Source organism: Haloarcula argentinensis DSM 12282 (genome assembly GCA_000336895.1).
Lineage (GTDB): Archaea > Halobacteriota > Halobacteria > Halobacteriales > Haloarculaceae > Haloarcula > Haloarcula argentinensis.
Genome location: AOLX01000015.1, coordinates 233,634 through 246,170, shown reverse-complemented (window position 1 = coordinate 246,170; position 12,537 = coordinate 233,634). Strand labels below are relative to the sequence as shown.

At 61.8% G+C, this 12,537-nt stretch carries 12 protein-coding genes; 7 read left to right on the top strand and 5 right to left on the bottom strand.

The window, feature by feature from the left end:
- Positions 1-135: 135 nt before the first annotated feature.
- Positions 136-540 carry a 6,7-dimethyl-8-ribityllumazine synthase gene (gene ribH / locus C443_RS08010; protein WP_005535424.1) on the bottom strand — a complete coding sequence of 135 codons (405 nt, stop codon included), beginning with the start codon at positions 538-540 and terminating at the stop codon, positions 136-138.
- Between the two features lie 481 nt (positions 541-1,021).
- Between ribH and C443_RS21960 the strand changes: the two genes are divergently transcribed.
- Complete coding sequence (locus C443_RS21960) at positions 1,022-1,294, top strand: hypothetical protein (RefSeq protein ID WP_204366044.1); 273 nt, start codon at positions 1,022-1,024, stop codon at positions 1,292-1,294.
- Between the two features lie 114 nt (positions 1,295-1,408).
- A complete protein-coding gene (locus C443_RS20770) occupies positions 1,409-2,668 on the top strand; it encodes an alkaline phosphatase family protein (RefSeq protein ID WP_080505463.1) in 1,260 nt (419 codons plus the stop codon).
- Between the two features lie 119 nt (positions 2,669-2,787).
- Here the strand turns inward: C443_RS20770 and C443_RS07995 are convergent, their stop codons facing one another.
- The 4 genes from C443_RS07995 to purH form a co-directional block, all read right to left on the bottom strand.
- The gene (locus C443_RS07995) at positions 2,788-3,504 is read right to left on the bottom strand and encodes a hypothetical protein (protein ID WP_005535417.1); all 717 of its coding nucleotides are present in this window, start codon (positions 3,502-3,504) and stop codon (positions 2,788-2,790) included.
- Between the two features lie 42 nt (positions 3,505-3,546).
- A complete protein-coding gene (locus C443_RS07990) occupies positions 3,547-4,086 on the bottom strand; it encodes a hypothetical protein (protein ID WP_005535414.1) in 540 nt (179 codons plus the stop codon).
- Positions 4,087-4,122: 36 nt separating this feature from the next.
- Positions 4,123-5,109 carry a formate/nitrite transporter family protein gene (locus C443_RS07985; RefSeq protein WP_005535412.1) on the bottom strand — a complete coding sequence of 329 codons (987 nt, stop codon included), beginning with the start codon at positions 5,107-5,109 and terminating at the stop codon, positions 4,123-4,125.
- Positions 5,110-5,267: 158 nt separating this feature from the next.
- A complete protein-coding gene (gene purH, locus C443_RS07980) occupies positions 5,268-6,848 on the bottom strand; it encodes a bifunctional phosphoribosylaminoimidazolecarboxamide formyltransferase/IMP cyclohydrolase (RefSeq protein WP_005535410.1) in 1,581 nt (526 codons plus the stop codon).
- A 143-nt stretch (positions 6,849-6,991) separates the two neighbouring features.
- Here purH and C443_RS07975 point away from each other — a divergent pair, with 143 nt between their 5' ends.
- From C443_RS07975 to C443_RS07955, 5 genes are all read left to right on the top strand, one after another.
- Positions 6,992-7,546, top strand: coding sequence for a hypothetical protein (locus tag C443_RS07975; protein ID WP_005535408.1), 555 nt, complete (start codon positions 6,992-6,994; stop codon positions 7,544-7,546).
- Positions 7,547-7,794: 248 nt separating this feature from the next.
- The gene (locus C443_RS07970; protein WP_005535406.1) at positions 7,795-8,862 is read left to right on the top strand and encodes a zinc-dependent alcohol dehydrogenase family protein; all 1,068 of its coding nucleotides are present in this window, start codon (positions 7,795-7,797) and stop codon (positions 8,860-8,862) included.
- Between the two features lie 130 nt (positions 8,863-8,992).
- Positions 8,993-10,375 (top strand): adenylosuccinate lyase, encoded by a 1,383-nt coding sequence (purB, locus tag C443_RS07965; protein ID WP_005535404.1) that lies wholly within the window; start codon positions 8,993-8,995, stop codon positions 10,373-10,375.
- Positions 10,376-10,468: 93 nt separating this feature from the next.
- Positions 10,469-11,776, top strand: a complete 1,308-nt coding sequence (locus C443_RS07960; RefSeq protein WP_005535402.1) for an MFS transporter — start codon at positions 10,469-10,471, stop codon at positions 11,774-11,776.
- Between the two features lie 92 nt (positions 11,777-11,868).
- Positions 11,869-12,513 carry a phosphoribosyltransferase gene (locus C443_RS07955; protein ID WP_005535401.1) on the top strand — a complete coding sequence of 215 codons (645 nt, stop codon included), beginning with the start codon at positions 11,869-11,871 and terminating at the stop codon, positions 12,511-12,513.
- Positions 12,514-12,537: the final 24 nt, after the last annotated feature.

The window sequence follows — 12,537 nt, the reverse complement described above, 5'->3', positions numbered from 1 at the left end:
CCGAACGCCCGTTTCCTTACCAGTAGTTGGTAATCCAGTTTCTTTATTCAGCTAACCCTCTGAAACTGAAACGGCTGTATCTGTCAGTGCAGGGAAAGAAGACCGCAGTACGATGAAGATACAAACGACACTACGCTACGGTAGTTCTTTGACAGTTTCAACGGCAATCGGGATGGCTTCAACGCCATATTCGATTCGCTCGGATGCCTCCGCCGAACTCATCCCTGGTCCGATTATCCCGAATGCCACGGGGGTATCACGCTGGAGGCTCACGTCACTCAGTTTTCGAGCTGCGGTATGTGCGACAACCTGATCGTGGTCTGTATCACCGGATATTACAGCCCCTAACACGGCAACCGCATCAATCTCGTTCCGGCGCGCAAGGCGGTCAGCGGCCAGTGGGCTGTCATAGACCCCTCGAATAGACACTGTCCGAGCGATCTCGGCATCCAGTTGTGAAGCCTTATTGAGCGCCTGTTCTTCCATTGACTCCGCAATATCCTCGTAGAATTGAGCAATGACGAGGCCAAGTGATACCATTGCGAATCAGAAGTCACCACCTCTCCACAAATATATTATGGATCTCAATTTTGGGAAAGTGATATTTCTCTATTTGTCAGTCGTTGTTACTCCGTTCGCAGGCTCACTGAGCGGGCATTTCACCTCTTCTGCTGAGTAATGAAACCGTATTGTCACAGCTAACCAACACAAAGGCTACTTTCTCACCCTGTGTTGGTTAGCGTACGAGCCACGAAGAAAACGCCCACCAAGCCCTGTCGGCGTTGGAGCGGATCAACGTTGAGGCACTCGACCAAGACGCTCGCGATGCCTACGAACTTTGGTGGGGCACGATCTCGTCCGCGTCGTCGACGACCAAGCGGAAGTCGGCGAACTCGTGGCCGGAGCGGTAGTTGTCTAGCAGCACCGCCACGAGGAGCGTGTGGTACTTCAGACTCGTGTCTGTCTCTTATACACATCTCTGATGNGAGATGTGTATAAGAGACAGGTCCAGCCCCGCCCGATGCATCGTTTCTGGGTCGTTTTCGGTCAGGAGGTCGCGAACGGCGCTCTCCACGCTGTTGTGCGTGAAATCCTGTGGGTCGTACCGACTCTCGCCCTCGACGAGCGACAGTCGAAAGAGCGTCTCGTGGTTCCCGACGGTCTGCTCAGGCTGGCCGCTGGGCCGGCTGAGTGCCGACGCATCTCCGTCCGCGCCGTGAGGAACGCTGGTCTCACGGGAACGCCCGCGAACGTCTCTGGGGCGCAGTCGTGCGGCTGGCCGTTCATCTTGTGAGCTATCACCAAATGAAGAGTTCGACAAGTCCTCGCCTCTCACTCGCTAAACGGGACCGCCGCAATAACTAACCCCGTCGGTGATTTTATTGACTCATATATCGAGTAACTACCCGTGCTCCAGACAGAAATAGAGGGGTATCTTCGGGAGCAGTATCAAGAGGGCACAGCGCTCTATCCGGCATACGACGACTACTGCTTCGCTAATATTCCTGGTACAGCCGCAAGCGTTTTGAACGTCGATGTCGGACCAACGCTCCCTAACGACGTGTTCGGTAATATCGATCCTTCGGCCGAGCACGTCGTGGTTATTTTGTTAGATGGTCTCGGATGGAAGCGTTGGCAGCGAGATTCCGACGACCCGGTCGTTTCGAGTGTCTCGGAGCAGGGTGTCGTGACTCCCCTTACCAGTATTGTCCCCTCCGCAACGGTAAGTGCTATCACTACAATTCATACGGCACGTCCGGCTGGCACTCACGGTGTGTTTGGGCGGAGTTCCTACATTCCGCCTCACAATAGCATCGTACACTCGTTTTCGTTTTCAGAACACACAAACACGTCGGCGTCGTCGTCGACTCCATCTTTTCCACCGCGTGACCTCATCACGGCCGATCCGATCTATCCACGTCTAGAGCAAGCCGGCGTCCGAACACAGATCATTCAACCAGCCCCAACTCTTGGAACCAATTATGCGAACGTCGCCTTCCGGGGTGCCACCCAGATGCCGGTCGAAGGACCAGCAGAGACAGCAGCTAAGCTCAGAGAAGTACTCGAATCGGCCACTGCTCAGACCTACACTTACGTCTACCTTCCACAGATCGATACAGTCACCCACGATCAAGGTCAGGATTCAGAGGCGTACCATCGAACACTGGCCGACATTACACGCCCGTTCAAACGCGAGTTGGGTGAGAAATTAGACGCCGAGACAGCGGCCGACACACTCGTGTTTGTCACCGCCGACCACGGGATGATCGATATGGAACCAGGCCCGCCTGGCTGCCTCGACCTCCGAGACATAGAGGCCGTCTACGACAACTTACGGCGAGTTAATGGTGTGCCTGGGATCTACGGAGCCCAGCAGATGACACACCTCTTGGTGGATCCGGAAACGCAGGACACAGTGATTACAGCCCTCGAACGAGAGAACGTTGACGTCTACCTGAGAAAGACTATCGAGGATGGTAGGTTCTTTGGCGGTGGCTCAGCTGTCGAACAGCGCTGTGGGGATCTTGTTATTACGCATCGGGACCACAAACTCATCCACGACTGGGCCGAATCCGTGATCCCGACTATCGGTCAGCACGGCGGGTTGAGACCGGGAGAAATGCTGATCCCGTTCGGTGTGATCCGTGGGTCGAAATTAAAAACGTGAGCCTGAATCTCGCCAGATTGCTCGATGGGCAGGCTCACTGAGCGGGCGTTTCACCTCTACAGCTGAATAAAGACAGTATATTGGCAACTACTGTTACCTATCGCCACTACCGGTGACAACTACGCCTGGTCGCTCCGGTCACGCGTGGCCCACCGACCGAGCGCGCTCGACAGAATCAGGAACGCGGCACCCAGCAGCGGTGCCGGGTCGATCTTCGCCTCCGGACGCTCGTCCGCGTCCGTCTCAGTGGGCTCCGGCTCCGCTTGCTCCAGAGTGTCCATCTCGGTCGCCGACCCGGCAACGCCGGCCGGCTCGGTGTCTCCACTGCTGTCCTGCTGTCGGTACCCGGACTCACTTTGTGGCATTTCTCCGGCCAGCGCAGTTTCCTCCGCCTCTGGAGTCGGCGTGTCCTCGGTCTCTTCTACCGCTGCTGGTGGCTCGAACTCCGTGTCGGTCGGCGACGGCGTGTCGACGCTCGGCTCAGCCGGCGGTGGCGTCTCGCTTGGACGTTCCGTGGCCCATTCCGGCGTGTCCTCGTCGGTGCTACCGACATCAGTTTCGGCAGCGTTGCGACGGCGGTACCACCAGAGTCCGGCTGTCGCCGCGCCGAGCGCGATCAGCGACAGCCCAGTGCCGAGCAGCCCCCACTGCCGCCACAGTGACCCGAGACGGTCCGTGAGACCGGGACCGGAATCCTCCGTTGCAGCCGGCCCTGTTGGTCCAGATGCGGGGACAGCAGTGGCGTCGTCGACAACGGCGACGCCGGGGACGGCGTCGAGCACCGAGGCGACGGCGTCCCGCTCCACCTCGACTTCGAGAAACGTGGGTGTGTCCATATCTGACCTGTCGTCGGGCGCGTATGTAAAACCCGCTCAGTATTATTCCCGGGCCGGTTCGTACTCGGTGTCGGTTGTCGTGGTCCGCGACAGTTCGGTCTCGATATCCGCGTCGTCCTGTAGTTCAGTCTCCGGGGCCTCGTCTTCGCCGAGAAGCGCCTGTAGTTCTCGCTCGTATTCGGCCTCGGAGAGTTCTCCCTCGACGTACCGGCGCGTCAACGCCTCGTGTCGCTCCTCGGTTGTCGGCTCCGGCGGTGCGAACACGTCCGAGAGGCCGAGCGATGCCAGCGGTGGCACGACGGATTCCAGACGGTCGAGCCCACCAGCGACGCGCTGGCTCTTCGGCACCGACGCCCGCCGGGCCAGCGCACGGACCAGCGCGACCGAGAAGACGATGTCGACGCCCACGAGCAACAATGTGCCAAGCAGGAATCCGGCGAAGGTCTGGATGACCGCGCCGCCACCGAGAAGCGCCCCGACTGTTGCGACGACACCGACGATTCCCAGCCCGACAGTCCCCAGCGTCGTCAGAACGACGGCGGCAAACAGAAGTAGCAGCCGGTTATCTCTCACCCAGTTCACACCAACGATAGCCGGAGGGCGTTGAAATGGTTTGTGTCAGGGTTCCTCTTCTCGTGACTCCGGCTCGCTCCGGGGAATTTCGTCGGTCGCCGGCACGTACGAGCGGCCCGAAGCGGACCACCCGCCCCAGATCCACTCCCGGATGGTAAGCTGGCGCTTGGAACCCTGATCCCGCGCTGTTTCGAGCCGTCGTTCGGTCGTATGGAAGTAGTTGACGACGGTCACGAGGACGACGCCGCCGACGGAATTGCCGAGAAGTACTGGGAGAACGAACTGCCAGAGACCAACAGACAGCGCCAGTTCGCCGATGAACACCAGGTAGAACATCTCCGTCGCGGAGACGACGACGTGATAGAGGTTCCCAAATGGGATCGCCAGAAAGGCGATGTAGATCAACATAAGCCGAGAGATACTGTCCCGCAACGAGTAGTCGACCCAGACGACGCCGGCGACGATGAGGCCGGCGAACACCGCCTTCGAGAACAGCGTTAGCTGTGACGTTGCGATAGCTTTCTGTGCGAAACCGGCGGCGGCCGCCGCCGCGTCGTCGGAAAGAACGTCGGTCGTCGCCAGTGCGAGCGCGCCGAGCATCCCGCCGAATACGTTCGAAACCAGGACGACGCCCCAGATGCGAAGCATCGACGGAATGCTCGACAGCCGTTCGAGGACGAGCGCGACCGGCGGGAGCGTGTTCTCGGTGTAGAGCTGGTAATCCCCGAGAATGATGAAAATAAACCCGAGTGGGTACAGCAGCGCGCTCAGTATCGGGTCGCCGCCGGTCGTGCCGTACAGCGACGCGTACAGCAGGAACGTCACTGTGATAGCGAACCCGCCGGCGAGCCCGCTGAAAAACAGCTCCCGGGTACCGGATGTCACCTCCTCGTCAGCCGCCACGATGATACGCTGGAATATCTCGTCGGCGGAGAACCGATCACGGATGACGCTCCCACCCGCCGGGGCACCGCTTCGAGAGACGTCCACGGCATCGCGGACGGCTTCCTCCCTGTCGTTGTTGTCTGCCATCGAAGGCCGGTTCAATAGCCGGTAGCAAACCTCTTTCGTTGCCGACAATCAGCCCGGCGAAGCCTTGCATTCGAAAAAGTCTGCCGTCAGTCGTGTCTGAACCACCGATAGACTTGCTGCACTCGACTATCGAGGTTCAGCCACTCCCTCGGTGCTGCTCAGTCGTGTCTGAACGACCGCTGACCGGTGAACACCATCGCCATGTCGTGTTCGTCTGCAGCCTCGATGACGCTCTCGTCGTTCTTCGAGCCGCCAGGCTGGATGACAGCCTCGATGCCGGCGTCGGCGGCCTCCTCAATGCCGTCCGGGAACGGGAAGAAGGCGTCCGAGGCCATCACCGCGCCTTCGGCGTCCTTCCCCTCGGCGTGTTCGTCGGCTTTCATCGCGGCCAGTCGGACGGCGTCGACCCGTGACACTTGCCCCATCCCGATACCGACCGTCTCCGTCCCCTTGGCGAAGAGGATACCGTTGGACTTGACGTGTTTGAGCGTGTGCCAGGCGAACAGCAGCGACTCGATCTGCTCGTCGGTCGGCTCGCGTTCAGTGACGACTTCGAGGTCGTCAGCCGAGAGGTGCTGGGTGTCCCGCTCCTGCACGAGTCGGCCACCGACCAGTGGCTTCTCGGTCAGGCTGTCTGTGACCTCGAAGTTCTCATTCACGTCCAGCACCCGGAGGTTGTCCTTCTCGAACAGCACGTCGAGCGCCGCGTCAGTGTAGCCGGGCGCGACGACGACTTCCTTGAAGGAGTCAATTATCTGCTCGGCAGTGGCAGCGTCACATTCGCGGTTTAGCGCGACGATGCCGCCGAAGGCGCTCATCGGGTCTGTCGACAGCGCCTTCTCGTAGGCGTCGGCCACACTGTCGGCGGTCGCACAGCCGGCCGGGTTGGTGTGTTTGATGACCGCGGCGGCGGGCTCCTCGAACTCCTTGATGAGATTTAGCGCGCCGTCGGCGTCGTTGTAGTTGTTGTACGACAGCGCCTTCGCGCCCTCGTTGAGCTGGTCGGCATGGACGACGCTGGCCTCTGAGACGGTCGTGTCGGTGTACAGCGCGGCGTCCTGATGTGGGTTCTCCCCGTAGCGCAGGTTCGACGCGAGGTCGTCCGAGACGATGCGGCGGGCAGGGAAGTCTCCGCCCTCGTCGCCCTCTACCGAGACCGTCCCTTCATCCCAGTCGACGGTGACGCGGTCTTCGGCGAACCACTCGATGACCCGCGGGTAGGCGGTGAACTCGCCTTCGTAGAGCACGCGCTCCTTGAGGCTGTCCTCGTCGTCGTCCTCGAAGACGGGGATGGGTTCCTGCGTGACGATGGGGCCGCCGTCGACGCTTTCATCAAGGACGTGGACGGTACAGCCCGTCACCTTCACGCCGGCGTCGAGGACCTGCTCGTGAGCGTTCGCCCCGGTGAAATTCGGCAGGAGACTCGGATGGACGTTCAACGCGGTCGGTGTCCCTTCGAGGAACGTCTCGCTGAGGACGCGCATGTAGCCGTCCAGCGTGACGAGGTCGAAGTCGTACTCCGAGAGCGCGTCGAGAACGCGCTCCTCGTGGGTCTCGCGCGATTCGTCCGCGTCGTGCTCGACAACTTCGGTCGGGATGCCGCGTTCGGCGGCTGCTTCGAGTACCGGCGCATCTGCGTCGTTAGTCAGAACGACGGCGAACTCCGCCCCGCCCGGGGCGCGGTCCGCGATGTTCATGAGGTTTCGGCCGCGGTTACTGGCCATACCGGCGAGTTTCATGTGGGACTGACCGACCGGACCGTGCAAAGTTGTTGCGAAACCCCCGGCTGGCCTGTTGTGTGCGACCGAGACACACTATTTATGTGTGTTGTCGGCGTGTACCGGTTCGGTGCGCATTTGTAGCCCGCCGCCAACTCGCCCGTATGACGAAGCTACGGTGTCAGCGCGCGGGTGCGGTCGCCGCCGTCGGTGGTGTCGTCTGGGTCGGCTGGGCCGTGGCGCTGTCCGTGACCGGTCAGACCGAAATGAGTACCCCCATCCTCGCCGGAACCACCCTCTCCGCACTCGGCGTCGTAGCCGGCCATTATGCCATTGAGGATTTCTACGGCGCACGGATGAAGCGACCCGGGACCATCGGCGCGTGGGCCGGCGGCCTCGGTGGTCTCGTCTTCGCAGCCGGACAACTGGTTCGCCTCCTCAACGGCGGCGGCGAGGCAGTCATCGGAATCGGCGTGCTCGTGCTGGTCAGCGGGTCACTGCTGGTCGCCGCTGGCCTCGTCAGGACACGTATCCAGCCGCCGTGGCTGGGCGTGTTGCTGGGCGTCGGGACCATTGCGTTTCTCGGGTTCGGGATCCAGCCAGCGACGGCGACCGTCTACGGCCTTGCGTGGGCCGCACTCGGACAGGACCTCTATCGCTTTGACCCGCCGGACGGCCGCTTCGGCGATGCCGATGGCGACTACGGTTGGCTGAACTGAGGATTGCTCGCTAGCGGGACCATCTCTTCACTTTCTTTCGAAGGTACTTCGATGCGGACGGTCCTGAGTATATTTGATATGTTTCGACGGCTTTGGCAACTGTGGATGGGTATCTAAAAGTAATCTAGACGTGTCCTGTAAGAACTACTACCCCTCAAAAATGGGGGTATGGCCCCTCTTAGTGACACATCTATTGTAGCTTAAAAACCATAATATTCATTAGTAAGATATTCAATGCTATTAATGTAATGCAAGCAGTACTACTAGAAGAGTTTCAGGAACCGCTAACAGTACAGGACGTCGAACGTCCCGAGCCAGAGCCAGACGGTGCCGTCGCCGAGGTCATCGGCTGTGGTATCTGCCGGTCTGACTGGCACTGCTGGCAGGGGGACTGGGACTGGTTCGGCTACCGGCCTGATCCGCCACACGTCCTCGGCCACGAGCCGACAGGCCGTATCGTCTCCGTCGGCGATGATGTCGAAAACGTCGAGGAGGGTCAGGAGGTCGCAATCCCGTTCAATTTCGCCTGCGGGAGCTGTGACCTCTGCCGGAACGGGCGTGAAAACATCTGTGAGAACCACATCGGGCTCGGCTTCATGAATCAGGCGCCCGGCGCGTTCGCCGAGGAAGTCCACATTCCCAACGCCGACCTCAACGCCGTGCCGCTCCCGGACGATATCGACGCCGAATCGGCCGCCGGAATGGGCTGTCGGTTCATGACCTCGTTCCACGCGATGGCCCACCGGGCACCGGTCAGTGCCGGCGACGACGTGGTTATCCACGGCTGCGGTGGCATCGGGCTCTCGGCGGTTCACATCGCGAACGCCCTCGGTGGCAATGTCATCGGGGTCGACCTGATGGACGAGAAACTGGACCGTGCGGAGGACCTCGGCGCTGTCGCCACCGTCAACGCACAGGAGGTCGACGACCCCGCAAAGGCGGTCAGGGACATCACTGACGGCGGGGCCGACGTGTCCGCAGACGCCCTCGGTATCGCGACGACCTGCCAGAACGCGGTAAACTCACTGCGTAAGGGCGGCACACACGTCCAGATCGGACTGACCACCAGCGAGGAGGAAGGGATGGTGTCGCTCCCGACCGACGAGTTCGTCGCTAAAGAAATCGACTTCAAAGGGTCGCTCGGGCTCCAGCCGTCGCGGTACAGCGAAATGCTCGATATGGTGGAGTCCAGCAAACTCGACCCGACCGCGCTGGTCGAGGACACGGTCGACATCCATCAGGTGCCCGACGAACTGGCCGCGATGAGTGACTACAACACGGTCGGTATCCCGGTCTGCAACGAGTTCAGTAACTGACGACGCACCCCATTTTACCTGAACCCCCGTTTCTGTCCCGTTGCACTGTCACGCCACGCGTCGCAACTGCATCGCGTCGCGGTTGCGGGAGAACGACACGCTTTTTCGCGCCTCCCGCGCACACTCGGGTATGACCGAGAGAGGGCCACTGGCCGCCGTTTCGCCGCTCGACGGCCGATACGCCCGCTACACCGAACCGCTCGTCCCGTACGCCAGCGAGCGGGCGCTGATGCGCGCCCGCGTCGAAGTGGAAGTCGAATACCTGATCGCGCTCGCCGACCTTGACGCCACGCCGCTGTCGATCAACGACGACCAGCGCGCGACGCTCCGGGCGCTGTACGAGGAGTTCGACGACACGGACGCGGGCGTCGTCAAGCAACTCGAAACTGAGGGGTACGGGGAGTATTCGGCGACCAATCACGACGTGAAGGCCATCGAGTACTTCATTCGGCTGGGGATGCCCGACGACCTCGACGCCGACAACTGGATTCACTTTGGGCTGACTAGCGAGGACGTGAACAATCTCGCCCAGCGGCTGCTGGTCAAGCCAGCCGCCGAGGAGGTGCTGGTACCCGAGCTCCGCGAGATTCGGGATACACTGGTCGAGATGGCCCACACCTACGCCGACGTGCCGATGCTGGCCCGCACCCACGGGCAGCCCGCGACGCCGACGACGTTCGGCAAGGAGATGGCGGTCTACGCCTCGCGGCTGGGGCAGGCCATCGGTCGCGTGGAACGGGCCGCCGAGAGTCTCTCCGGAAAGCTTGCTGGTGCGTCCGGTACATACGCGGCCCATGTTGCCGCCTACCCTGACGTGGACTGGCCGACGTTCGCTGAGTCCTTCGTCGACGACCTCGGACTGGAACACGAACCGCTGACGACACAGGTCAACCCCTGTGACGACCTCGCGGTCCTGTTCGACGCGCTCCGGGGCGCGAACAACATCTTGCTTGATCTCGACCTCGACGTGTGGCTGTACGTCTCGGATCGCTATCTCGGTCAGGAGGCTGTCGAGGGCGAGACTGGTTCCTCGACAATGCCCCACAAGGTCAACCCCATCGACTTCGAGAACAGCGAGGGGAACCTCTCGAAGGCCAACTCCGATCTGGTCTTCCTCGGCGACTACGTCACGAACTCCCGGCTCCAGCGGGACCTCTCGGACTCGACTGTCAAGCGCAACATCGGGGCCGCCTTCGCCCACTGTCTCATCGGCTACAGCAAGTGCCAGAACGGGATGGCGAAGGTCGTCCCCAACGAGCAGGTGATGGCCGATGACCTCGCCGCGACGCCGGAGATCATCGGCGAAGCCGTCCAGACGATCCTCCGACGCGAGGGGTACGCCGACGCGTACGAGCAGGTCAAAAAAGCTACACGGGGCCGCGAGGTCACAATCGAGGACTTCCACGAGATGTTCGCCGACCTCGACGTGAGCGACGAGGTCCGGGCCGAACTGGAAGCGCTGACGCCGACCGACTACACGGGCATCGCGGAGCAGCAGGCCGACGACAGTTGAGGAGCGCTGTCTGGCGGACACCGTTTTGGCGTCGACACTCACCCCCACGGCGAACGCAACTATCACGAGTGTGGCCGCCTTCGTCAGCAATAGATGGTTCTCGGCACTGACTCACGGGTTCTGACGCTGGCGTTCGCCCGGATGGCGGACGCGCTGGGCAACTCGTTTCTCATCATCGTGCTCCCCCTGTATATCGCCAGTGGACAGGTTTCACTCGCCGGCATCGCCGGCCAACAGGTACTCGGGCTCACGCTCCAGACGGAGACGCTGATCGGGCTGGTGCTGTCCCTGTTCGGTCTGCTGAACAGTTTCGGCCAACCCTTTACCGGGCGCCTCTCGGACCGGACCGGCAAACGCCGGGTTTTCGTCCTCACCGGTTTGGTACTGTTCGCTATCGGAAGCGCGGCCTACCCGTTCCTCTCCTCGTACTGGACGGTGCTCGCCGCGCGGGCCTTTCAGGGGATCGGTGCGGCATTCACGATTCCGGCGACGGTCGCGCTGGTCAACGATTACGCCGCGAGCGACGCCGAACGCGGCGGGAATTTCGGCGTGTTCAACACCTTCCGGCTCATCGGCTTCGGTTTCGGACCGATTATCGCCGGCGTCGTCATCACCGGCGGACTCAGCGCGAACGACGTGGTGACTTACCGGGTCGCCGGCACCGCTATCTCCGGCTTCACCGCCGCCTTCGCTATCGCCGTACTGGGCGCTGTTGTGAGCTTTGCCCTCGTGTGGGCGCTGATCAGAGACCCACCGTTCGAGGCGGAGGCCGGAAAAGACCTCTCGATAGCGATTCTGGACCGGGAGGGCGAAGGGCTGGATTCGGTATTCGTCCTCGGTGTTGGCACGTTCATGATGGCCTCCACTATCGCGCTGTTTGCCACGCTCGAAGGCCCAGTTCGAATGCGGCTGGACGAATCGACCCTGTTTTTCAGCGTTCAGTTCGCCGCCGTCGTCATCGCCAACGTCGTCTTTCAGGTGCCCATCGGCCGAGCGAGCGATCGGTTCGGCCGGCGGCCGTTCATCGTCGCCGGGTTCGTCATCCTCGTCCCGTCGGTGTTCGCACAGGGGATCGTGACAGGCCCGTGGCTCATGCTTCTGGCCCGATTCGTTCAGGGCATCGCCGTCGCGCTCGTGTTCGCCCCGTCGCTCGCACTTGCTGGTGATCTGGCCGGTGCGCGCGGGTCCGGAACGACGCTGTCCGTGCTGACGATGGCGTTCGGTCTCGGCGTCGCTATCGGGCCACTGGCGTCGGGCTTGCTGTATAACTTCGGGTCGTTCAGTACGCCCTTCACTGCCGGGGCCGCGCTCGCGTTCGTCGGACTCGTTCTTACGTACTCGCAGGTCGAGGAGACGCTGGACCTCGGGCAGGGGTCGGACCAGCCGGCACCGCAGGACTAAGCATGAGGACTCCGGCCGACTGCGCGGCCGGTCGCCAGCCAGAGAGACCGCTAACCGGAACGATTAGGATGCACGATTCCATATAATGTGGTATGTTCACAGACCGCTCGGATGCGGCGCAACAGCTCGTGGCCGCGCTGCGCCGGCGGGATGTCGTCGGCGATATCGTCGTCACGCTTGCACCGAACGGCGTCCCCGTCGGCAACGTGGTCGCTGACGCGACCGGGCTCCCGATGGATGTCATCGTCATACAACGTATACGTGCGCCGAACCATCCGAGCTTGACTATCGGAGCCGTCGCGCCGGGTGGCTTTTCGTGGATCAACAGCCCGATGATGCGGTTTCTGGACGTGAACTGGGAGTATATTCAGGAGGCGAAGACGCACGCGAGCGACACCGTCGAGTCGCGAGCGGTCGACTACGGCGAGACGTGGGGGCCACTCGATGTGGCCGGCAAACGGGTTCTGCTGGTCGATGACGGGATTCCGACGGGTGCGGCGATGCGCGTCGCAATTCAGCGCCTCCGGAAGGCAGGTGCGAACGAGGTCATCGCCGCTGCCCCTGTCGCACCGCCGGACGTGCTTGAGGAGGTACAGCGGTGGGCCGACGACGTTGTCGTTCCGTTGAAACCGGCGGCGTTCCAGGATACCTCGGACTACTACGAGGAGTTCGACAGTGTGACAGACGAAGACGCGACGACAGCGCTCTCTGATCTCGTCCAGCGGCGGTCGGCGTAGGCCAGCCCATCGGCGAGCCGCCAC